Origin of the sequence: Fulvimarina fulva (assembly GCF_039652615.1) — a bacterium.
In the GTDB taxonomy this organism is placed as follows: Bacteria; Pseudomonadota; Alphaproteobacteria; order Rhizobiales; family Rhizobiaceae; genus Fulvimarina.
Genome location: NZ_JBDJAC010000013.1, coordinates 80,526 through 101,600 on the forward strand (window position 1 = coordinate 80,526; position 21,075 = coordinate 101,600).

Annotated in this window: 20 protein-coding genes and 1 pseudogene; 12 read left to right on the top strand and 9 right to left on the bottom strand. The window is 64.4% G+C overall.

Features of this window, described 5'->3' with window-relative positions; translation table 11 throughout:
* Window positions 1–39 precede the first annotated feature (39 nt).
* The 5 genes from ABDX79_RS16335 (at window position 40) to ABDX79_RS16355 (ending at window position 8,103) form a co-directional block, all read left to right on the top strand.
* On the top strand, window positions 40–1,938 hold the full coding sequence (locus ABDX79_RS16335) for an IucA/IucC family protein (protein WP_346221376.1): 1,899 nt from the start codon (window positions 40–42) through the stop codon (window positions 1,936–1,938).
* Window positions 1,935–3,677, top strand: a complete 1,743-nt coding sequence (locus tag ABDX79_RS16340) for an IucA/IucC family protein (RefSeq protein WP_346221377.1) — start codon at window positions 1,935–1,937, stop codon at window positions 3,675–3,677. Before ABDX79_RS16335 ends, ABDX79_RS16340 begins: the two co-directional genes overlap by 4 nt.
* Complete coding sequence (locus tag ABDX79_RS16345; RefSeq protein ID WP_346221378.1) at window positions 3,674–4,924, top strand: AMP-binding protein; 1,251 nt, start codon at window positions 3,674–3,676, stop codon at window positions 4,922–4,924. Before ABDX79_RS16340 ends, ABDX79_RS16345 begins: the two co-directional genes overlap by 4 nt.
* Window positions 4,925–4,935: 11 nt before the next feature.
* Window positions 4,936–6,228 (top strand): DUF6005 family protein, encoded by a 1,293-nt coding sequence (locus tag ABDX79_RS16350; RefSeq protein WP_346221379.1) that lies wholly within the window; start codon window positions 4,936–4,938, stop codon window positions 6,226–6,228.
* Window positions 6,229–6,333: 105 nt separating this feature from the next.
* The gene (locus tag ABDX79_RS16355; protein WP_346221380.1) at window positions 6,334–8,103 is read left to right on the top strand and encodes an ABC transporter ATP-binding protein; all 1,770 of its coding nucleotides are present in this window, start codon (window positions 6,334–6,336) and stop codon (window positions 8,101–8,103) included.
* 9 nt (window positions 8,104–8,112) lie between these two features.
* Here ABDX79_RS16355 and ABDX79_RS16360 read toward each other — a convergent pair whose 3' ends face one another.
* The 7 genes from ABDX79_RS16360 to ABDX79_RS16390 are packed head-to-tail and all read right to left on the bottom strand — an operon-like array spanning window position 8,113 to window position 12,320.
* Complete coding sequence (locus ABDX79_RS16360) at window positions 8,113–8,418, bottom strand: DUF2218 domain-containing protein (RefSeq protein WP_346221381.1); 306 nt, start codon at window positions 8,416–8,418, stop codon at window positions 8,113–8,115.
* A 35-nt stretch (window positions 8,419–8,453) separates the two neighbouring features.
* Complete coding sequence (locus tag ABDX79_RS16365) at window positions 8,454–9,227, bottom strand: (2Fe-2S)-binding protein (RefSeq protein WP_346221382.1); 774 nt, start codon at window positions 9,225–9,227, stop codon at window positions 8,454–8,456.
* A gap of 18 nt (window positions 9,228–9,245) precedes the next feature.
* Entirely contained in the window at window positions 9,246–10,250 is a 1,005-nt protein-coding gene (locus ABDX79_RS16370; protein WP_346221383.1) for an energy transducer TonB family protein, read from the bottom strand.
* 2 nt (window positions 10,251–10,252) lie between these two features.
* Window positions 10,253–10,687 carry an ExbD/TolR family protein gene (locus ABDX79_RS16375; protein WP_346221384.1) on the bottom strand — a complete coding sequence of 145 codons (435 nt, stop codon included), beginning with the start codon at window positions 10,685–10,687 and terminating at the stop codon, window positions 10,253–10,255.
* A 24-nt stretch (window positions 10,688–10,711) separates the two neighbouring features.
* Complete coding sequence (locus ABDX79_RS16380; RefSeq protein ID WP_346221385.1) at window positions 10,712–11,098, bottom strand: ExbD/TolR family protein; 387 nt, start codon at window positions 11,096–11,098, stop codon at window positions 10,712–10,714.
* Between the two features lie 4 nt (window positions 11,099–11,102).
* On the bottom strand, window positions 11,103–11,825 hold the full coding sequence (locus ABDX79_RS16385; protein ID WP_346221386.1) for a MotA/TolQ/ExbB proton channel family protein: 723 nt from the start codon (window positions 11,823–11,825) through the stop codon (window positions 11,103–11,105).
* A gap of 27 nt (window positions 11,826–11,852) precedes the next feature.
* Window positions 11,853–12,320, bottom strand: coding sequence for a hypothetical protein (locus ABDX79_RS16390; RefSeq protein WP_346221387.1), 468 nt, complete (start codon window positions 12,318–12,320; stop codon window positions 11,853–11,855).
* Window positions 12,321–12,629: 309 nt separating this feature from the next.
* Here ABDX79_RS16390 and ABDX79_RS16395 point away from each other — a divergent pair, with 309 nt between their 5' ends.
* The 4 genes from ABDX79_RS16395 (at window position 12,630) to ABDX79_RS16410 (ending at window position 16,386) form a co-directional block, all read left to right on the top strand.
* A complete protein-coding gene (locus ABDX79_RS16395) occupies window positions 12,630–13,586 on the top strand; it encodes a siderophore ABC transporter substrate-binding protein (protein ID WP_346221388.1) in 957 nt (318 codons plus the stop codon).
* A gap of 52 nt (window positions 13,587–13,638) precedes the next feature.
* Window positions 13,639–14,610 (top strand): ABC transporter permease, encoded by a 972-nt coding sequence (locus tag ABDX79_RS16400; protein WP_346221389.1) that lies wholly within the window; start codon window positions 13,639–13,641, stop codon window positions 14,608–14,610.
* 136 nt (window positions 14,611–14,746) lie between these two features.
* Window positions 14,747–15,631 (top strand): iron chelate uptake ABC transporter family permease subunit, encoded by an 885-nt coding sequence (locus tag ABDX79_RS16405; protein ID WP_346221400.1) that lies wholly within the window; start codon window positions 14,747–14,749, stop codon window positions 15,629–15,631.
* A complete protein-coding gene (locus ABDX79_RS16410) occupies window positions 15,628–16,386 on the top strand; it encodes an iron ABC transporter ATP-binding protein (protein ID WP_346221390.1) in 759 nt (252 codons plus the stop codon). The genes ABDX79_RS16405 and ABDX79_RS16410 overlap by 4 nt, the downstream gene beginning before the upstream one ends.
* 13 nt (window positions 16,387–16,399) lie before the next feature.
* Here the strand turns inward: ABDX79_RS16410 and ABDX79_RS16415 are convergent.
* Both ABDX79_RS16415 and ABDX79_RS16420 read right to left on the bottom strand, forming a co-directional pair.
* Window positions 16,400–16,537 (bottom strand): annotated as a pseudogene (locus ABDX79_RS16415) (transposase); the annotation flags it as partial.
* Between the two features lie 87 nt (window positions 16,538–16,624).
* Window positions 16,625–17,302, bottom strand: coding sequence for a GntR family transcriptional regulator (locus tag ABDX79_RS16420; protein WP_346221391.1), 678 nt, complete (start codon window positions 17,300–17,302; stop codon window positions 16,625–16,627).
* Between the two features lie 157 nt (window positions 17,303–17,459).
* On the opposite strand from ABDX79_RS16420, the gene ABDX79_RS16425 reads away from it, so the two are divergent.
* Genes ABDX79_RS16425 through ABDX79_RS16435 form a run of 3 tightly spaced genes read left to right on the top strand, consistent with a single transcriptional unit; the run spans window position 17,460 to window position 21,074 of the window.
* Entirely contained in the window at window positions 17,460–18,665 is a 1,206-nt protein-coding gene (locus tag ABDX79_RS16425; RefSeq protein WP_346221392.1) for a CaiB/BaiF CoA transferase family protein, read from the top strand.
* 48 nt (window positions 18,666–18,713) lie between these two features.
* Complete coding sequence (locus ABDX79_RS16430) at window positions 18,714–20,015, top strand: TRAP transporter large permease (protein WP_346221393.1); 1,302 nt, start codon at window positions 18,714–18,716, stop codon at window positions 20,013–20,015.
* Window positions 20,016–20,036: 21 nt separating this feature from the next.
* Complete coding sequence (locus tag ABDX79_RS16435; RefSeq protein WP_346221394.1) at window positions 20,037–21,074, top strand: TRAP transporter substrate-binding protein; 1,038 nt, start codon at window positions 20,037–20,039, stop codon at window positions 21,072–21,074.
* The last annotated feature ends 1 nt before the right edge of the window (window position 21,075 follow it).

Sequence of the window (21,075 nt, forward strand, 5' to 3'; positions counted from 1 at the left end):
ACTGCGGCGGGTATGAAACGATCTCCGGGAGAGCTCGAAATGCCATCGCTGTGCGAAACGCTCGTGTCGACACCGAAGCCGGATCATGCGCTCCATCCCGAAGGGCAAGGGGCGGCCGCGCTCGCGGTCTCCAGCACGGCGGTGCATCAGGCCGGCGACTGCCTCGGCGATGCGCCGGACGACGACTGGAATCGGGCGGAGCGGATCGCGTTCCGGGCGTTCGCGAATGGCTACATGCGCGAGATCGATGCCGGCCGTCTTGTCTTCGACGGATTTTCGGAAAGCCCCTTCCTTCTCTTCGACCTGCCGAATCTCGGCCGAACCCTCCGGGCGGAGCTTCGATATCGGTCCCTCTGCGGGACCAACGACTTCGGCTCGGTCGAAATCGCGAATATCGAAGGCCGTTATCGCCCGATCGACCGGATGGCGGCCATACAGGGCCTGATTGCGGAGGCTTCCCACGGGCGCGGCGATGCGGTGACGGCGGCCCGCCGGGCGGCCGAACTCGTCATGCAGGTGGTCGAGAGCACACGCGCGATCGCCAAAAACCTCGAAGGCAAGCGGACGCGGATCAACGGTCGCCAAGCCTTGCCAGCCTTCGTGGAGGCGGAGCAATCCGTTTCGGGCGGTCACTGGTTGCACCCGGCACCGAAGAGCATGGACGGGATCGCGGACTGGCAGCGCGCCATCTATGGTCCGGAGGCCGGACGAAGCTTCAGGCTAGTCGCATTCGCCGCGGATCGAGACCTCGTCCGGGAGGCCGCGGCCTACGGCCCAAAACCGAGCGAACTGGCCCTTGAGATTGCCGGCCGCAAGATCGCATCAGGTCTGTCGGGCCATGAAGCGCTGCTCCTCATGCATCCGCTACAGGCCCAGCACCTCCTTCTGAAGCCGGAGTTGAGCCCAGCACTGGCCGAGGATCGTCTGCGCTGTCTCGGCGAGGCCGGTCCGCCTTTCTTCGCCACATCCTCGATGCGGACCGTCTATTCGCCCGACGCGCGCCACATGCTGAAGTTCTCGCTTCCCGTTCGGATCACCAATTCGATCCGGAAGAACGGACTTGAGGAGATGAGGGCAGGCGCGGCGATGGCGGCCTGGCTTCGCCGCGCCGGGCAAGCGGGGCGGCGCGATCGCCTGACCATCCTTCCCGATCCGGCCTGGACCACCCTGGCTTTCGCGAACGGCGCAGAAAGCGGATTCGAGACGATCTACCGGGACGTGCTCGAAGCAAACCCGGACGGCACATATCCGACCATGATCGCGGCTTTGCTGACCTCGCCGGATGGGCACGGGCGAAGCCGTCTGGCACGAATGATCGCAAAGCTCGCTGGATCGCGCGATCCACGGTCTCTGGAGCGAACCGCGCGCCAATGGTTCGCGGCATATCTCGCCTCCAGCCTCGATCCGCTCGTCTCCTTCTTCGATCAGACCGGCATCGCGCTCGAAGCCCATCAGCAGAACGCCCTTTTAAAGAGCGAGCGGGGCTGGCCTTGCGGCCTCGTTTACCGGGACAATCAGGGCTTCTACCTGACTTGCGAACGCCGGGACGAGATCGCGGCGCAATTTCCCGAGGCCCTCGGCATCGACGGTCTGTTCTTCGGCGAAGCGGAGATCGTCGGCCGCATGTCCTATTATCTCGTCGTGAACCAGATATTCGCGGTGATCGCCCGACTCGGCGAAGAGGGATTGTTGCGGGAGGAAGCAGGTCTTTCCGACCTCCGGGACAGGCTCGAACGCTTGCATGGGGAGACCGTCTCCAGCGGTCGCCGGTTCTGCGACTTCGTGCTCGAATCTCCCGAACTCGTCTCCAAGGCCAATCTCGGCCTGCGCCTCGCCGCGATCGACGAACTTGCGGCGGGAAATGTTTCCGGCATCTACGGGGCGATCGCCAATCCGATCGCGGGTCTCCGTGCTGCCCGCCCGAGGCGCGTGTCGTGACCCTCGTCCTCGACGGACCGGGACCGGACGGCCCGCTGCGCCGGGTTCTCGCGCAGCTTCTCTCGGCCGCGCTCTTCGAGGGCCTCTTGTCCGCAGATATTTTGGCGACCTCGGCGATCGAACGAGCGGTGCCGATGCGCACCCGGATCGGCTATCTCAATGTCGATTTTCGCGTTCTCAAAGGGGCTTTCGGACGTTACCGCATCCTGCCGGAAAGCGTCAGGATCGGCGGCGGAAAGCCGGACAGAAACACGCTTCTCGCCGTTCTCGCCGGGCTTCGCCCCAACCCCGCTCGCCTGGACGATCTCACCCGCGAATTCTCGCGCACCGTGTCCGGCCTTGCGGCCGCGACCGATCGCGCGCCGAAGGATCGTCGGGCCCTCGCCTGCGATCCTCTGGATGCGGCGATCTACGAGGGCCATCCCTACCATCCGGCTTTTCGAGGCCGGCTCGGCTTCAGCGCAGAGGACGATCGGGCCTTCGGGCCTGAGACCTGCGCCGCATTCAAACTCCACTGGTGTCTTGTCCGAAAAGAGCGGCTGTCGGAGGCCGGCACGATCGCAAACAGCCCGGATCGATGGGCCGATTTCGCGGGACAGGAGGTCGCGGCGGCGGCGCAGGCTCAGGCGGGACGCGACACCGCGGACTGGCGGCTGTTGCCGATCCATCCCTGGCAGTGGCACCGGCACGCTCGCGATCTTCTCGCGCCTGCCGCAGCGCTCGGCGATCTGCATCATCTGGGTCAGATCGGCGCGTTTTATGGCGCAGGCCAATCGCTGCGAACGCTCTTCAACCTCGAGCGCCCGCAATCGCCCCACCTGAAATTGCCCCTCGACGTCGTCAACACCTCGGTGCCGCGAACGCTGGAGCCGCACTGGGCGCTGGCCGCGCCCGCTTTGTCGGATTGGTTCGAAAGACTGGTGGGGGGCGATCCCTGGCTATCGGAAAACCGCCGCCTCGTCGCGCTCAAGGAGACCAGCGCCGCTGTCTTCGAACGCCATCTTTCGAGCGCCGAACAGATCGGTCTGATCCGGCGAGAGAACCCGGCAAAGGCGGTGGAGGCCGGCGAGAGCGCCGTTCCGCTCAACGCCCTGATGACGATCGAAAAGGATGGCGATCCCTTCATCCAGCCATGGATCGAGCGTTATGGCGTCAGGGCCTTTGCCGACCGGCTGATCGAGGTGGTGGTCCTGCCCTTCCTGCATCTTCTCGTCGCCCATGGTGTCGCGGCCGAGGCGCATGGCCAGAATGTCGTTCTCGTCCACCGGGACGGCTGGCCTGTGCGGATCGCGCTTCGCGACTTCTCGGACAATCTCGAATGGGTGCCGGACTTCCTGTGGAACGTGCCGCCGCTCCCGGATTTCGAAGCGATCGACCGGGTCTTCGCCGATCCCACACCCAACCGCTTCTACTGGATGGAGACGCTGGAGGACCTGCGCTGGCTTTTCATGGATGCGGTGCTGATCTTCTCGATCAGCGAGATCTCGTTCCTTCTGGAGCGCCGTTACGGGCTTCCCGAGGCCGTCTTCTTCGAGACAATGGCCGTGATGATCAAGGATCATGTCCGCGCCTTCGGTCTCGACGACCGGTTCCTGCGGCTCGGGCTCGATGCCGGGGAGATCGTCACCGATCGCCTGCTTGCCTCGAAACTCGGTCGAGATCCGACCTGGCCATTGCGTGTTGAAAACCCCCTCGCCCGCACGCTGTCGGGCAATCTCGCGAAAGGGGCCGCGGCATGATCCGTTTCGCCGATCGACGTCTCGATGACGAGGCTCTTGCAAACATCGCGTCGAGCATGGTCACGGATGGCCGCATCGGCTTGCCGCTTGCGGCCGCCCATGCCCTGTGCCTTTCCGATCCGGCCGAGATGATCGCCGCCTTTCTGCGCATTCGCAGCGAAGGCGGAAGCGTCATGCCGCTGCATCCCTCGACGCCCGAGCCCGCCGCGCGGCGCCAGGCGCTCAAGGCGGGATGCAGGAGCCTCACCTTCGGAACCGCTGCCGCGATCGCGCTGGAGCCGGACCATCCCCGTGCCGACTTCGATCATCGGCTGATCCAGACGAGTTCCGGCACCACGGGCGAGGCGAAGATCATCTCCCGATCCTTCGCCAGTATCGAGACGGAGATTGCGTCCTATACGCAGGTTTTCGAAGCGGCCCGTGACCTGACGCCGGTGGTCGCCTGTCCGGTCAGCCATTCCTACGGCCTGATCTGCGGCTTGCTCGCCGGTCTCGCGCGCGGCGCCGAGCCGCTGGTGATCCCGCCCGACAATCCGAAATACGTTCTTTCGATGCTCGGCGAGGTCGAGCGTCCGGTGCTTTACGCCGCGCCCGCATTCCTGCATGTGGCAGCGCGCTTCCTGAAGTCCGGCGAGATGCTGCATGCGGCCATGACCTCCGGCACGCTTTTGCCCGCGCCCTGGTTCGAGACGATCCGCGCCAAGACCCACACGCTGTTCCAGCAATATGGCTGTTCGGAAGCCGGCGTCATCGCGGTCAACCAGGACCTTCGCCGGGCCGAGATCATGGGCCGCCCGCTGCCGCATCTGACCGTGACGGCCGGAACGCCGGACAGCCCGGCACCGATCCTCGTCGAGACCGGCACCGAGCGCATCGATACGCGCGACCTCGGGCATTTCGACACCGGCGGTCTTCTTCATTTCGACGCGCGCCTTGACGATACGATCATCGTCTCGGGGCTCAACGTCTATCCCCGCGAGGTGGAGGACGTTGCGCTCTCGATGCCGGGCGTCGGCGATGCCGTCGTCTTCGGGCTCGACGATGCCCTCGCCGGCGGCCGCGTCGCTCTCATTTTCGAGGGCACCACCTCCGTCAGCGAGGCAGCTCTTGGCGCTTGGTGCATTGGGCGTCTCGCGGCCCACCAGCGCCCGCGCGAGATAAGGCGCGTCCCCGAGATCCCGCGCGGCCCCACCGGCAAGATCAGCCGGCGGGAGGTCCGCGCGCGCTATGCCGCCGACACCCTCTGACAGGACCGATCATGGATACGATAAGCCAGCCAACGCTCCTCGACACGATCCGCTGCGTGCTCGCCGAGGAAATCCGTCACCCGAACATGGACCGCTTCGCCATGGCCGCGCGCCTTCGCGAGGATCTCGGCATCGATTCGGTCGTGCTGATGGAGCTTTTCGTGCGGCTCGAAACCGGGCACGGCTACGAGGTTCCCCAGGCGGCGCTCGATGGGGCTCGCCTGATCACCGTCGGCGATCTCCTTCTGCATTTGGGAAGCGGAGCGGCGGCGCTAGACCTTTCGCCGCGGCGCGCGCCGCCGGTCGATCCGGAAAGAGGCCTCACCGAGGCCGCGGGTGAGGACGGCGTCCATGGCGAGATGCCGATGGACATCAAGGTCCATTGCTTCGCGAGTTGCCTGTGCGACGGACTGAAGAAGCGCGGCATCGACCAGCGTCCCTTCTACGCCGCGATCCCCGACGCCGAGATTGCGGTCGATGAGAATGGCCGCCTTCGCTACCATGCCGGTTTCATGGATCACGAGACCTTCCGCAGCGGCTTTCAGGAGCTTTACGGCGGCAGGGTGACCGACATCGTCGAAGCCTCGGCGCTTTTATCCCATCTGGACGCGGGGTCGGCAACGATCGACGTCATGGCGATGGTCGATCTCCATCGCCTTCCGGAACGCGAAAACCCGTTCGATCGTGACCCGTTTCCACATTACGTCCTGATCGAGGCGACCGACGATCCGTCGACCGTCCTCATGCGGGATGTCGATTTTCGTTGGGAGGGTCCGATCGCGAGGGACCGGCTCCGCAGCGCCATGGAGAGCCCGCATGTTTCCGGCGGCTTCCTCATCGATCACACCCAGTCCCGGCAGCCGTCGCCGTCGGAGGGCGGCGCTTTCGTCGCACAACGCCTCGCGGGCGACGGGCTCCAGCTCTCATCCACCTTGCGCACGATTATCGACCGGCATGTGGGGGAAGACCGGCTCGGCGATCTCACCGAGGCGGTCGCCGAACTGGCGATCCTCGTCATCCGAAAATACGCCTATGAGCATGTCTTCGCCTATCTCTGGCGGGGCCTTGGCCGGGACACGGCGGGTTTCGACTTCTGGGCGGACGAGATCGAACGGCTGGTCCAGGGGCTGCGGCTTGTTCAACTGGACATCAGCAAGCTCGCGGTGGACACCAGAGCGGAAACGGTCGGCGCAATCCACGAACGGCTCGACCAGCTCGACGGGATCGAGATCGCCATCCGCGACGAATTGCAGTCAGCGGCCGCTCTCCTTGCCAAAAGAGAGGCCACAGCCGTGGCGCGATGACCTGCCCCATCCATCGCTCGTTCTTGCGAATTCCAACGCCGGTCGCGCTCGGCCTGGAGCGGGCGCCATTCGCCCGATGGCCTCATTTCTTGTACGTCTGATTGAATGCTGAAGCGGTTCTTTTCCTATTATCGGCCCTATAAGGGGCTGTTCATGCTCGATTTCGGCTGCGCGGTGCTCGCCGGGCTTCTCGAACTCGGCTTTCCGATCGCCGTGAAGGTCTTCGTCGACGATCTCCTGCCCGGCAGCGAGTGGGCGCTCATCATCGCGGCGACCGTCGGCCTCTTGGCGATCTATGTCCTCAACACAGGCCTGATGGCGGTGGTGACCTATTGGGGACATATGCTCGGGATCAATATCGAAACCGAGATGCGCCGCCGGGCCTTCGATCATCTGCAAAAGCTCTCCTTCGGCTATTTCGACAACGTCAAGACCGGCCACCTCGTCGGCCGTCTGACGAAGGATCTGGAAGAGATCGGCGAGATCGCCCATCACGGCCCGGAAGATCTCTTCATCGCCGTGATGACCTTTATCGGCGCCTTCGTGCTGATGCTGTTCGTCCATGTGGAACTGGCGCTGATCACCGGCGTCATCGTGCCGGTCGGAGCCTGGCTGACGACACGCTACGGCGCCCGCATGACGGCGACGTGGCGCGCGATCTATGCCTCGGTGGGGGATTTCAACGCCCGGATCGAGGAAAATGTCGGCGGCATCCGCGTCGTCCAGGCCTTTGGCAACGAGCATCACGAGCGCCGGCTGTTCTCGGCCAACAACGCCGAATATCGCCGCCGCAAACTCGACGCCTACAAGATCATGTCCTGGTCCCAGTCGCTGAACTATTTCTCCATGCGCCTCACCCAGGTGATCGTCATGGTGACGGGGACGTATTTCGTCATCGCCGGCGACCTCACCAATGGCGGCTTCGTCGGCTTCCTGCTTCTCGTCGGCGTGTTCTTCCGGCCTGTCGAAAAGATCGCGGCCGTGCTGGAGAGCTATCCGAAGGGCATCGCCGGCTTTCGTCGCTACTGCGAATTTCTCGATACCGAGCCGGATATCGAGGATCGGCCGGGAGCCGTCGTCGTGGAGGATGTCCGGGGCGAGGTCTCGTTCGACCGGGTGCGCTTTGCCTATGGCCGTAACGATCTTCCGGTTCTCGACGATGTCAGTTTCACCGCGAAGCCGGGCGAGACGATCGCCTTTGTCGGCCCGTCCGGGGCCGGCAAGACGACGATTTGCGCATTGTTGCCGCGCTTCTACGACGTCACCGGCGGCGTGATCCGCATCGACGGCCGGGATATCCGCGACATGACGCTCGCCTCGCTGCGCAATCATGTAGGCGTCGTCCAGCAGGACGTCTTCCTCTTCGGCGGAACGGTGCGCGAGAACATCGCCTATGGACGCCTCGATGCAAGCGAGGAGGAGATCGTCTCGGCGATGCGGCGCGCTTCGCTCGCCGAAACGGTCGCGGCGCTGCCGAACGGCCTCGACACCATCGTCGGCGAGCGCGGGGTCAAGCTCTCGGGCGGCCAGAAGCAGCGGCTGTCGATCGCCCGCATGTTCCTGAAGGACCCGGCGATCCTCATCCTCGACGAAGCGACCTCCGCCCTCGATACGGCGACCGAGCGACAGATCCAGGCCTCGCTCGCCGAACTCTCGAAAGGGCGCACCAGCCTCGTCATCGCCCACCGGCTGTCGACGATCCGCCATGCGGATCGGATCTGCTTCGTCGAAGCGGGCCGGATCGTGGAGACCGGCACCCATGACGCGCTCGTTGAGAAAGGCGGCGCCTATGCCCGCCTCGTCGCCGCCCAGCACGGGCATGACGATCGGGCGCCGATCCTCGATGACGAGGACAGCCGGTTCCAGTTCGTCTGACGCCGCCGATCAGCGTCCCGCGTCACCCTCCGTGCGCTGCCAATCGAGCTTGGGGAAGGTCTCGCGAAAGGCGAAGCGTTCGAGATGCCGCTCCAGAACGTCCTCGATCGTGGCGACATCCTCGCCGCTCGAAGCCTGTGCAGAGAGAGACAGCCCGTCCTCGACGATCGCGACGGTTCCGGTTCCCATCTCGAAATTCAGGATGGCCGTCTGTTCGGTCTCCTCGACAGCAATCTTGTGACCGAAATGCTTGGCCATGGCCTGCTTGTAGCGATTGCCATGGGCGGTTTTGAATGCAGCGGACGATATGGTCATGATGCTCTCTCCGATGGTTGAGGGGTGATGGGTGATCAGTCGCGCTTCGGGCAGGTGCCGCAAAAGCGTCGCGCTGCGCAGGTGTATTTCAGGCAGCACGTCACGCGGATGGCTCTGGGCTCAGGAAGATCCGCTCGGGGACTCTCGCCCGGAGCGCCTGGGTCCCGCCAGAAAATCTCGCCGGCGAACCGTGGCGCAACGCTCCCAAGGAAGCGCGCAAGCGCGGGCCTCATGTCGTGGGCCGGACCGCCATGGCGCAGGACAACGAGATAGGGCGCGGCGATCGCGATAGCGCAATTGCTCCGCCGCAGGGCCGGAAGGATTCTCGCCCTCGGGATGCTGACAGCCTCAAGCGCGTGCGTGACGTCTGCGATTGCCGCGCCGAGATCGGCGATGCTCCCGCTGCGAACATCGGCAAAGCCCGCGGCCGCACGCCGGCTGTCCGGCTCCGGCTTCGCAATCCGGACGGTTCGGTTGGCATGGCTGGCCGGAACAAGCTCATGCAGCAGCCAGAGCGTTGCGAGGGTCGACAGGATCGAACGAGACAGGTTCCTGTGGACCTGGGCGTGGGCGATCTTGTTCGACGGGGCGCCGCCTGCGCGCTCCCGGAGGCGGGCCCGTGTAAGCCGCTCAACCGTCAAAAGCGATGCCAGTGGTTCGCCGGTCTCCACCGCCAGGCGTGCATCAAGGAGTTCCGTTTCGAGCTCCATCCGGCAGGCGACGGGCGCCCGGTCGAGGAGACTGAGAAACTCTTCCCTGAGCGCCTTCCCTTTGCTGTCCTCGTCATATCGCTCGTGTCTCGTCTGCATCGGCATTCACCGATCCGTTCAGCGTAGCTGAAAGCGGATCGGGACCGTGAAGCTCATCGATCGCTGGCCGGCTTCGCGCGGGATTGGCGGAAACGGCGAAGCCCGACGAATGGTGTCGATAGCCGCGCGGTCGATGAGCGAATTGCCCGACGAACGGGAAAGCCGGATGCCCGATGCGCCGCCTCTCGCCGATATCGTGAACGAGACGGTTGCCGTACCTTCAGCTCTCTGCCGGCGCGCTGCATTGGGATAACGCTGGGCGCCGCGGATCCGGGAAAGGATCTGACCGGAATAGTTCGACCTCGCCTGGGACGCACTGATGCCCGACCCGCCGCCTCCGCTACGGGCGGCCCGGCCGCTTTCACGCGAACCGCGCCGGGCGTTCGCCTGGTTGCGGCCGCGATTGCCGCTGGCAGCCTCTGTCCGCTCCGCGCGTTGGGCTCGTTCCTGGCGCTGCGGCTGCGCCCTCTTCCGCTGCGGCTTTGCGCGCTCGGGCGGATCTTCGGCGACGCGGCGCGGCGGGGGATTGGGCCTGCGCGTTGGTTGCGGCACGTTGTCGGGCTGCGGGTCCATCGCCTCGACGGTTTCCGTGACGGGCGCGATGGTCGTCGTCTCCGGCTCCACTGCGGCGACCTCGACACGTTCGGCGACCTCCGTCGTCTCCGGCGGAGCCTCGTCCACCGTCTCGGCTCTTTCTGGTTCAATATCGGGATTGACCTCCGCGACGAGGTCTTCCGGCGGCATGTCTGCGGGTGTCTCGACGGGCTCGGCGGTTTCAACCGGTTCGGCTTCGATGGTCTCGACAGTTTCGGCGACCGTGGCGGTTTCGGCCTCGCTCGTTTCCTCGCCGGCGGCAAGCGCATCGAAAGGATCGCCGGAGACCGCCATCTGGAGGCCCGGCCCACCTTCCATCATGGCAGGCTCGTCTTCGCTCGTCGCCGAGGTCGCCCAAACCGCTGCGCCGGCATGGAGCGCGAAGGAAACAACGAGAGCGGATACGGCAGCGCGGCGTGTAAACCCCATGTCTACAGGCTCCCGCCGGATCGGGTGACGATGCGGGCCTCGAACCCGGCCGCGCGCAGGGTTCGCAGGAACCCGATCAGATCGGTTGCCGGCAGGGACTGGTCCGCCGTGATGGAGAGTGGCGTGCCGGCGACGGAAGCCCCGTTCGCAGACGCTGCGACAGGTGCCGCATTGGTTTCGCTGAGGGCTGCGAGCAAGGCGTCTTCGCTCACCGCCTCGCCCTCATAGCGCAGGTCCCCGGCGGCCGTGATGCCAACGGGCCCGGCGGGCGGACGCGTGCGTTCGGCCTCGCTCGTGCGGATCAGTTCGATATCGTTTTCGCTCGTCGCCGCGACCGTGCCGGCGAGCAGAAAGAAGATCAGCATCAGGAAGACGATGTTGATCAGCGCGATCGTCGGGTCCTGGCCACGGCGTCTTTTGGATCGGTCGAGTTTCATGGCTGGCTTCCGGAATCGTTCAGATCAGTCGGCGACGGAAATTGCGGAAAAGCCCGCCCGGCGGGCCGCTTCCACGGCACCGACAAGCGTCTGGCTGTCGGCGCCGTCATCGGCCTTCACGAGAAGCTTCTCGCCGCCGGCTTCGCGCAGGCCCGCGAGCCGTTCGACGAGGGCGATCGTCTCGACCACCTCTCCATTGACCGAGATTGCGCCGTCCGGCTTCGCGCGCAGGAGAATGTCCGGCGTCGAACCGCCGCTCGCGCCCTGTGGTGCAGGTGCCGCGATCTCCACCTGCTGATGGCGGACGAAAGTCGAGGTCAGCATGAAGAACAGGAGCAGGAGGAAGATGACGTCGATCAGAGACGTCATCGAAAGCCCTGCCCGCCGCGCTGGTTTCGCTCCGATGCGCATCGCTTTATTCGCCCGGTGCGAGATTGGCCGGCGCTTCGGGCACGGCACGCAATCCGGGACCGGTCGGGGTCTCGTCCCTGACGCGGCGATCGGTGATCCGGCGCGTGAAGATCGCGGCGACCGCCGTTTCCATGGCGACGCGCTCGTTCTCGATGCGCCCGTCGAACCATGTCGTGAGCAGTTGCGCCGGCATGGCGACGGCGAGGCCGACCGCCGTGGTCAGAAGCGCCACCCAGATGCCGCCGGCAAGCTGCGAGGGATCGATATCCGAGCCCGCGCTCTGCATGGCCTGGAAAGCCTCGATCATGCCGAGAACCGTGCCGAAGAGGCCGAGAAGCGGCGCGATCTGGGCAATGGCTTCAAGAAGCCTGAGGCCCGCCCCGAGCGAATGAAGCCGCTCCGTCGCGATCCGCTGCACGTCCTCCTCGATGGTCTGCCTGGCGGTGCCCGTCGACATCGCGCCACGGATTGAGGAGGCGACGATGGAAGCGACCGGGCCGGACCCGGTTTCGGCAAGCTTCAGCGCTTCGGACGTATCGCCGCGAACCCATGCCTCGACCGCCCGAGCGCCCGCGCGCCTGCGACCGACGCCTTCCGTCGAAAATTGCCAGAGCTTCAAGAGGACGACGGCGACGGCGACGACGGAGAGCATGGCGAGGATGAGGACGACGAAGCCGCCGAGCTCGTAGATATCGATGATCGGCTCGAGAAGGAAAGAAGCGTTCATGGTGATCCAGGCATCCGTTGAGGCAGATTAGAGACCGAAGGTGATGTCGTTCTTCGAGGACGCGGTGAGCGCGGATGCGCAGGCCTCTTCGGCAACGCCTTCGCCCTCACAGGCCGACACGTCGTTGACGAGCACCCTGTCGATCCGATCGCAGGCAGCGCCGGACAGGTTGAACTCGCGCACCTTGGTGCGCCCCTCCGGCATCGCTCCGAAGTCGAGAACCAGGAGCCGCTCGATCAGGCCTTCCGGATTGAAGAGGACGATCTCGAACGCCGCCCTGGTGAGATCGGAGCCGAGGCCGTTCCGCGTCACGAAACCGAGCCGGCATCCGCCTTCGGTCGGCGTTGCGCGGTTGAGTTCGATCGAGAAGCTTTGCTCCGCGCCTGAGGCTTTGGAATCGGACGACTGATCCTGAGCCGTGGCCGGATGCGCGAGGACGGAGACGAAAAGGGTTGCAAAGGCAGCTGCGACGAGACGGTGAGGACAATTCGACATTCGGCATCCTGAAGAACGGGTGGTCGTGAGACCGCCTATCGAAACCAGATATTTGAAGTCAAGTTTATAAGCATCGCTCTGGTGGATTTTGTGCTACCTTTCCAAAGATAAGCCACCTCTTCACCGCGTTTTGATCTTTGAATTATTCTAAAGAAACGCGCCCCTCTTCCTCGCCAAAGCCAACCAAAAGCGATGATTGTCGGATGTCAGCGCTGGCTTGTCGCCGAGCGCATAGAGTTGACAAAATAAATCAAGTTCATGCAGGTCTGGAGGCGACTAGCTTTCGATCGATTTCGCAGAAAGATCTTCATGACCTCGTCGATGAAAACGGGCCTCCGGCTGAGCCGGGCGATGCTCTTATCCCTTCTCGCCTCAAGCCTCATCGCGCTCTCCTCGCCCGCCGCCGAGGCCGGCGATCGGTCGACCGAAATCAGCGTCGAGACGAATCGCGGCGCACAGAGCGTGCCAGCGAACCCGGAAACGCTGATCGTCTTCGATCTCGCCTCTCTCGATACACTGGGTGCGCTCGGTGTCGAGGTGGACGGCGTCCCCGACGCGCCCTATCCGCCAGCGCTCGCCCATTTCGGTGACGGCGGTCCGGAAAAGGTCGGCACCCTTTTCGAGCCCGATTTCGAAGCGGTGAACGCGCTTCAGCCGGACCTTATCATCACCGGCAGCCGTTCGATGGACAAAACCGAAGCCCTCTTTGCGATCGCGCCCACCATCGACATGACGGTGGACCCCGACGATTACCTGGACAGCGCGATCGACCGGATCGAGGCGCTCGCCGCAATCTTCGGCAAGAGCGAGACGGCGGAGACCCGGATCGCCGCCTTGCGCGCCTCGATCGAGACGCTTCGCGGCGAAGCGTCCGAAGCCGGGACCGGCCTCATTCTTCTGACCACCGGCAACAAGGTCAGCGCCTTTGGCCCCGGCTCGCGTTTCGGCCTCTTGCACGACGCGTTCGGGATCGCGCCCGCCGATCGGAATTTGGGCGAAGGCACCCATGGCGAGGCGGTCTCCTTCGAATATATCGCCGAAACGAATCCGGACTGGCTCTTCGTCATCGACCGGGATGCAGCCATCGGCCAGGGTTCGGCGAAGGCTCTTCTCGACAACGAACTCGTCCGTGGAACCACCGCCTGGTCCAAAGGGCAGGTCGTCTATCTCGATCCGGGCGACTGGTATCTCGCCGGATCCGGCTTGCGCGCCCTTCAAAGCGCGGTAGATCAGCTGCAAGCGGCGCTGAAGCGGAAGGGCTCTTGAGGGCGGCGGACTGGAAGTCTGTCGCGGCAAGATGTGGCTGAGGCCCCACTCCATGACCCAGAGATCGACAATTCTTGCCGCTGGTCTCGCGCTCGCCATGCTTGCCATCGCGAGCATCGCCATCGGCGCGGGCGACCTGACGCTCGCGCGTCTCGTCTCGGGCGATCTCTCCGCTGACGAGCTGCAGCTCCTTCTCGTCAGCCGCCTGCCACGAAGCTTCGCCCTTCTGCTGGCGGGCGCCGGGCTCGCCGTCGCCGGGCTGATCATGCAGACGCTCACGTCCAACCGCTTCGTCGAACCCTCGACGGTCGGCGTGACGGAATCGGCGGCGCTTGGAATGCTGGGCACGACGCTGATCGCGCCATCGCTGCCGGTCTTCGGCAAGATGCTCGTCACCGCGGCCGCGGGGCTTGCCGGCGCGGGCCTGTTCATGGCGATCCTCGCCCGCCTGAGACTGCGCTCCGGCCTTCTCGTCCCGCTGGTCGGGCTGATCCTCGCCGGCATTCTCCAGGCCGCCGGGCAGTTCATCGCCTATCGCTTCGATCTCATGCAGTCCCTCGGGGCCTGGCGCCTCGGCGATTTCTCCATGGTGCTCGCCGGTCGCTACGAGCTCCTGTGGATCGCCCTCGTTCTCACACTCCTCGCCATCGTCTTTGCCGATCGCTTCACCCTCGCCGGCATGGGCCGCGATAAGGCCGTGGGGCTTGGCCTGTCCTATGGGCAGACGGTCTTTGTGGGCCTCGTCATCGTCTCCCTCGTCTCCGCCGTGACGATGGTTTCGGTCGGCACGATCCCCTTTGTCGGCCTCGTCGTCCCCAACCTCGTTTCCATGGCGATCGGAGACAATGGACGGCGGACGGTTCCGGTCGTCGCCCTGTCCGGCGCCGGCCTCGTCTGTCTCTGCGACATTCTCGGGCGGATCGTGCGAGCCCCTTACGAGGTTCCGGTCGGCACGACCATGGGCGTCATCGGATCGGTCATCTTTCTCGCGCTCCTCTTCCGGCAGAGGCCCGCCCATGGCTGACGTGATGAGCGATGGCGCGCGCCAGCGCCCGGTCTCGCCTGGCAGGACGAGCCTGCCGGATGCCAGCCCCTTCACCGAGCACGCGCGAACCCTTCTCGTCCTCGCCGCCCTCGCCCTCCTCTCCGCCATCCTCTTCATGACGCTCGGCGCGCGCGGCTCCTGGTCCTTCGTTCTGCCCTTTCGCGGCACGAAACTCGCCGCGATGGTGCTCGTCGGCCATGGGATCGCGGTCTCGACCGTCCTCTTTCAGACGATTTCCGGCAACCACATCCTAACGCCCTCCATCATGGGCTTCGACGCGCTTTACCGGCTGATCCAGACGCTGATCGTCTTCTTCGCCGGCGCCGCCTTCACGGCGCGCATCGATCCGCTCGCTCTCTTTTCGGTGGAGACCGGAATTCTCGTCGGCTTTGCCTTGTTGCTCTACGGCTCGCTCATCTCCACCCATGCCCGCGACATCCACCGCCTGCTGCTGATCGGCTTTGTCATGGGCGTCCTCTTCCGGTCGCTCGACGAGCTGATGCAGCGGCTGATCGACCCCAACGACTTCGTCGTCCTTCAGGACCTGATGTTCGCCAGCTTCAACACGGTAGACGAAACACTTCTGGCCGTCGCCGCCGCCCTGATCGCCGGCGCGACGCTTCTGACGGCGCGTTTGACATCGATCCTCGACGTCATGGCGCTCGGACGCGACACGGCGATCTCGCTCGGCATCGCCCATCGCAAGGTCACGCTTCAGGTTCTGGCGCTCTGCGCCATCTTCGTGGCGGTCTCGACGGCGCTGGTCGGGCCGGTGACGTTTTTCGGGCTCATCGTCGCGAGCCTCGCCCGGACGCTGGTCGGATCGCGCCACCATGCCGTCACGCTTCTGGCCGCCAGCCTACTGGGCGTGATCGCCCTCGCCGGGGGGCAGACCATCCTCGAACATGCGCTCGGCTACAATTCCGCGCTCGGCATGGTCGTCGAATTTCTCGGGGGTCTCGTGTTCCTCGCGCTTCTTCTTAAGAAAGGCACCGCATGATCGAAGCGCAAGGCCTGACCAAACGCTACGGGCATCGGCTCGTCGTCGACGACGTCGACCTCACCTTGCCGCCGTCGGGCCTGACGGCGATCATCGGCCCGAACGGGGCCGGCAAGTCGACGCTTCTTGCGATGATCGCCCGGCTTTTGCCCGCGGATGCCGGACGTGCGCTCGTCGCCGGTCTCGACGTCGCGACAACGCCCGGCGACCAGCTCGCCAGACGCCTCGCGATCCTCAGGCAGGAAAACGCCATTCTCTCCCGCCTGACGGTGCGCGATCTCGTCGGCTTCGGCCGGTTTCCCCATTCGAAGGGACGTCTTTCGGCGTCAGACCGCGCCATCGTCGAAGAGGCGATCGGCTTTCTCGGCCTCGAGGATCTTGCCGAGCGCTTTCTGGACGAACTCTCCGGCGGCCAGCGCCAGCGCGCCTTCGTCGCCATGGCGCTCGCCCAGGACACCGACATCATCCTCCTCGACGAACCGCTCAACAATCTCGACATCCGCCACGCCGTCGAGATCATGCGCCTGATGCGAAAGGCGGCCGACGAGCGCGGCAAGACCGTCGTCGTCGTCATCCACGACATAAACTTCGCGGCCGCCTATGCCGATCGGATCGTCGCCATGAGGAACGGCCGCATCGCGCGGGAAGGACCAGTGCCCGCGGTAATCACCGAGGCCGTCATCGGCGAAATTTTCGGATTGCCGGTCCATGTCCGCGACCTCGATGGGCAGGTCACCTGTCTGTTCCGGCGCTGACAGAGGCCTTCACGCCTTTGGAGATCAGCTGATCGGATCTGGCCTTGAGGTCCGGATTGAACCGGATCGCGACGAGGGCCGGCATATAAAGCGCCTGACGCGCATTCGAGCGGCCGCCCTGAACGAAGGAGCGCCCTCTCCATTTGCCCGATGGCCAATTCTCGTCCGACGCGCGGTTTAAGCGCCGATCGGGCTGCCGACAGGCCTTCGAAAGCGATGCTTTTAAAGTCCGCCGGTATTACACTTCAGCGGCCTGGTTCTTCGTCAAGGCGTTCTTGGCGCCGTGAATATGGCCTCGCATGATCGCCTTCGCCCATTCAGCGTCTCGGGAGGCAATTGCATCGATGAGATTGCGGTGATCGCTCATCGCGCGCGCGATCTCCTCGCTAGAGAGATTGATATAGGTGTTGATGAGGAACCCGATATCCATCAGCCGCGCCGCCGAGTCCGCCAGCGTCGCGTTCTGCGCTGCAACCAGAACGCGTTGGTGGAACGCCTTGTTAAGCGAGGACAGGGTCTCGATCGCGCCGGGGGCCGTTGCGAAATGGTGTTCCATCCGCGCCTGCAGATCCTTCAGATCATTGAGATCGGCCCCGGATCGGGCCTTCGCTGCGAGCCCCGCCGCCGCGCTCTCGAGGATAGCGCGGACGTCGTAGATATCGGCGATGTCACTCTGCGACCGTTGCTTGATGACGGTGCCGGAGCGCGGGGTCATGTCCACGAACCCGTCGGCGGCCAGCCGCACGATGGCCGAGCGCACCGGGGTGCGGCTTGCGCCGAAGCGCTCGGCGAGAAGCTCCTCCGTCACCCGTTCTCCGGGCTTGAGGCTCCCGGCCAGAATCTCCCGGCGAATTTCCTCATACACCCGGTCAGCGGCCCTTAGCCCCGGCTTGGACTGCCCGTTACGAAGCGACATCAGACCCCCTATTGGATACAATATGCGACATTTTCAGGCTATGACCGAGGATTGCTTGACGAATTGGATACATTGGGTATTTTGAAAACGAAAGACAATAATCCGCAGATCAAGCGGAACACGGGATGTGGGAGCGTCTCGTTCAGGGAGGACATCAATGGGGGCACAGCCTCGAAAGCCGCTTGCCGGAATCCGTGTGCTCGAAATGGGCCAGCTGATCGCCGGCCCGTTCTGTGGCCAGTTGCTGGCCGATTTCGGCGCAGAAGTCGTCAAGATCGAACCACCCAAGACCGGCGATGCCATGCGCCAATGGGGCCGCGCGGACGAGAAGGGCCGGCCTCTCTGGTGGCCGGTCATCGCCCGCGGCAAGCAATCGATCACGCTGGATCTTCGCAAAGCCGAGGCGCAGGCTGTCGTCCGTGATCTCGCTGCCAAGACGGACATTCTCATCGAGAATTTCCGGGTCGGCCGCATGGAGGAGTGGGGCCTTGGCTATCACGCTTTGAAAGCGATCAATCCGCGCCTCATCATGGTTCGGGTCACCGGCTTCGGTCAGACGGGCCCCTATGCCGAGCGCGCCGGTTTCGCATCCGTCTGCGAGGCGATGGGCGGCATGCGCTATATTGCCGGCTATCCCGATCGCCCGCCGGTGCGCGCTGGCATATCCATCGGTGACACGCTGGCGGGACAAAGCGGATTTCAGGGTGCGCTCCTTGCGCTCCAGCACCGCAACGCGACCGGGGAAGGCCAGATGGTCGACGCCTCGATCTTCGAGGCCGTGCTCTCGGTCATGGAAAATGTCGTCACCGAATATGACAAGGGTGGCCATGTGCGCGAGCGCTCCGGCAGTTTCCTTCCCGGCATCGCTCCCTCCAACGCCTATCCGACGAAAGACGGCCAGACCGTTATCGTCGGCGCCAATCAGGACAGCCTGTTCCAGCGCCTCTGCAAGGTCATGGGCCGGCCGGAACTCAGCACGGATGAGCGCTACGCCACCCACCGGGCGCGCGGCGAAAATCAGGCCGAGATCGACGCGATCGTCGGCGAGTGGACAGCACGGCATACGGCAAACGATGTGGTGGACCAGCTGTCCGATGCGGGCGTGCCCGCCGGTCTCACCTTTCGCGCCCCCGACATGCTGGACGACCCCCATTATCAGGCGCGCGAGGCGATTACCCGCGTAGACGACCCTGAGCTTGGCGAAACGGCGATGCAGAACGTTTTTCCCAAGCTCTCCGTGTCTCCCGGCGCGATCACCCGTACCGGCCCGAAACTCGGCGAGCATACGGACGCGGTCCTGAAGGACTGGCTCGGCTATGACGACGCCCGCATCGAGCAGCTGAGGTCGGACCATGTCATCTAGGCCTTCGACCCCCATGACGAATATTGCGCCATTAAGGAAGATCGAACGATGATCGAACCCATCATCGTCGTCCTGATCCTGCTCGGGCTAATCACGCTCGGCGCACCGATCTTTCTGGCGCTGGGCGCAGCCGGGCTGACCGGCCTTTACATGGCGCGCGGCTCCATGGCTTTCTTCTTCGGGCCAACATCCCTGTTCGGCCAGCTGAACAGTTTCGAACTTCTGGCCCTGCCGCTCTTCGTTCTCATGGGCGCGTTTCTGGCGGCGACACCGGTCGGCGCGAACCTCTTCAAAGCGGCGGTCATCTGGCTGCAATGGTTGCGGGGCGGACTCGCCATAGCGACCGTCGGTGCGTCCGCCGTGTTCGGTGCGGTGAGCGGCGTCTCGATCGCCGGCGTTGCCGCCGTCGGCTCCATCGCCATTCCGCAAATGCTCGATCGCGGCTATTCGCGCAAGCTCGCCTCGGGAAGCGTGGTCGCATCCGGTGCGCTCGCCATGCTCATCCCGCCGTCCGTGCCGCTCATCATATACGGCGCGGTCTCGTCTGTTTCGGTCGCCGATCTCTTCATTGGCGGCATCGTGCCGGGCATCGCGCTGGCTCTCGCGCTCTGCGTCTACATCTATTTCCGCGCGCTCCTCAATCCGCAGGAAGCTCCGCGCGGCGAGCATGTGAACTATAGCTGGGGTGACCGGTTTCGCGCGCTCGGCGGCATCTGGCACGCCATGCTTTTGATCTTCGTCGTTCTCGGCGCGATCTATTCGGGCATTGCAACACCCAGCGAGGCGGCCGCCTTCGGCGCCGTCGGCGCGTTCCTCGTCGCGGTCGCGATCTTCCGCTGCCTAGATTTCAAGGGCGTGATGAAAGTGGTGGGCCAGAGCGCTCGGATTTCCGGCGCGATCCTCATCATCATGGGCTGCGCGCGCATCTTCGGCGACTATCTGAACCTTGTCCGCGTGCCCGACGCGATCTCCAGCATGTTGATCGGCACGGATCTTCCCCCCGAGGTCATCCTGATGCTGGTCATGGTCGCACTGGTCGGGCTCGGCATGCTGGTGGACGCGGTCTCGCTCATCGTGGTGACGACGCCGATCCTTCTGCCGCTCATCACCTCGCTCGGCTACGACCCCCTCTGGTTCGGCATCATCCTCGTGATGAACCTTGAAATCGCGGTCATCACGCCGCCCGTCGGGCTCAATCTCTACACGCTCAAAGCCGTCGCGCCGATGCTGAAGATCGAGGAGATCGTGCGCTCGGTCGTTCCGTTCGTGATCATCCAGTTCCTGATGCTGGCGCTCTTCGTACTGGTGCCTTCGATCAGCCTCTGGCTGCCGAACCTCATGAGAAACTAGAAACTTGGGAGACTTGTAAATATGACCATTTCCAGACGTTCCGTCCTTGCCGGCACCGCCGCACTTTCCGCAGGCGCCGCCTTCGGCTTTTCCAGCCGCCCGGCTGCGGCGGCCCAGACGCTCACCGGCGTCACCTACCTGCCGCCCTCCTATGCCGATCTCGCTTATGGCTCGCAGGGCTTTGTTGATTTCGTCAACAAGAACCATCCCGACGCGGTCAATATCGACTTCTACGATTCCGGCCGCCTTCTGTCGGCGGACGAACAGCTCCCGGCGCTGCGCTCCGGCACGATCGACTTCATGTTCCACACGACGAGCTACATCACGCGCTCGCTGCCGATCCTCGGCATTACCGGTCTGCCCGGCGTCGTTGGCCCTCTCTATGAGAACCCCGATCGCCTGAAGATGGGCTCGCCGCTGTTCAATCTGATCAATGAGGAGCTGAACAAGCAGGGTCTCACCGCGCTCAGCCTCGGCGGCGGCATCATGGAGCCCGAATATATCTGGTCGGCAGGCGATCCAGGCATTCGCACGCTCGATGCGATCAACGGCAAGAAGATCCGCGTCGTCTCCTTCGAGGCCACCAAGGCGATCGAGGATTTCGGTGGCGCTGCGGTGCGCATCCCCTCCTCCGAGCTTTATCTGGCGCTCCAGCGCGGCACGGTGGATGCAGCCGTCGCCAACATCTCGACGATCAATGGCCGCTCCATCCAGGAACAGGTCAAGCAGGTCTTCAAGGTTCCGGTCACCGCCTTCGGCATCGGCATCTTCGTCCAGACCGATCGCTTCAACGCGATGTCCGACGCGGTCAAGTCGGCCATGATGGACGGTGCCAAATGGTTCGATGAGAACAGCGCCAAGGAAGCGAACGTCGAATATTTCGACAAGCAGTACTGGCCGAAGTTCCGCGAAGGCGGCCTCGAAGTGATCGACCCGGATCAGGCAACGCTTGATCGTTTCGCCGAAGTGTCGGTGAACGTGCGCGATGCTTGGACCAAGGAAGTCGGCGAAGAGGTCGGCAAGAAGGCCATCGCGCTCGCCATGGGCGAAAGCGCCTGAT

Bases quoted from the DNA above. Each gene is read 5' to 3' on its own strand.
- ABDX79_RS16335 (WP_346221376.1), top strand. From the start codon at position 40: ATGCCATCGCTGTGCGAAACGCTCGTGTCGACACCGAAGCCGGATCAT.
- ABDX79_RS16345 (WP_346221378.1), top strand. From the start codon at position 3,674: ATGATCCGTTTCGCCGATCGACGTCTCGATGACGAGGCTCTTGCAAAC.
- ABDX79_RS16350 (WP_346221379.1), top strand. From the start codon at position 4,936: ATGGATACGATAAGCCAGCCAACGCTCCTCGACACGATCCGCTGCGTG.
- ABDX79_RS16355 (WP_346221380.1), top strand. From the start codon at position 6,334: ATGCTGAAGCGGTTCTTTTCCTATTATCGGCCCTATAAGGGGCTGTTC.
- ABDX79_RS16360 (WP_346221381.1), bottom strand. From the start codon at position 8,418: ATGACCATATCGTCCGCTGCATTCAAAACCGCCCATGGCAATCGCTAC.
- ABDX79_RS16365 (WP_346221382.1), bottom strand. From the start codon at position 9,227: ATGCAGACGAGACACGAGCGATATGACGAGGACAGCAAAGGGAAGGCG.
- ABDX79_RS16370 (WP_346221383.1), bottom strand. From the start codon at position 10,250: ATGGGGTTTACACGCCGCGCTGCCGTATCCGCTCTCGTTGTTTCCTTC.
- ABDX79_RS16375 (WP_346221384.1), bottom strand. From the start codon at position 10,687: ATGAAACTCGACCGATCCAAAAGACGCCGTGGCCAGGACCCGACGATC.
- ABDX79_RS16380 (WP_346221385.1), bottom strand. From the start codon at position 11,098: ATGCGCATCGGAGCGAAACCAGCGCGGCGGGCAGGGCTTTCGATGACG.
- ABDX79_RS16385 (WP_346221386.1), bottom strand. From the start codon at position 11,825: ATGAACGCTTCTTTCCTTCTCGAGCCGATCATCGATATCTACGAGCTC.
- ABDX79_RS16390 (WP_346221387.1), bottom strand. From the start codon at position 12,320: ATGTCGAATTGTCCTCACCGTCTCGTCGCAGCTGCCTTTGCAACCCTT.
- ABDX79_RS16395 (WP_346221388.1), top strand. From the start codon at position 12,630: ATGACCTCGTCGATGAAAACGGGCCTCCGGCTGAGCCGGGCGATGCTC.
- ABDX79_RS16400 (WP_346221389.1), top strand. From the start codon at position 13,639: ATGACCCAGAGATCGACAATTCTTGCCGCTGGTCTCGCGCTCGCCATG.
- ABDX79_RS16405 (WP_346221400.1), top strand. From the start codon at position 14,747: ATGACGCTCGGCGCGCGCGGCTCCTGGTCCTTCGTTCTGCCCTTTCGC.
- ABDX79_RS16410 (WP_346221390.1), top strand. From the start codon at position 15,628: ATGATCGAAGCGCAAGGCCTGACCAAACGCTACGGGCATCGGCTCGTC.
- ABDX79_RS16420 (WP_346221391.1), bottom strand. From the start codon at position 17,302: ATGTCGCTTCGTAACGGGCAGTCCAAGCCGGGGCTAAGGGCCGCTGAC.
- ABDX79_RS16425 (WP_346221392.1), top strand. From the start codon at position 17,460: ATGGGGGCACAGCCTCGAAAGCCGCTTGCCGGAATCCGTGTGCTCGAA.
- ABDX79_RS16430 (WP_346221393.1), top strand. From the start codon at position 18,714: ATGATCGAACCCATCATCGTCGTCCTGATCCTGCTCGGGCTAATCACG.
- ABDX79_RS16435 (WP_346221394.1), top strand. From the start codon at position 20,037: ATGACCATTTCCAGACGTTCCGTCCTTGCCGGCACCGCCGCACTTTCC.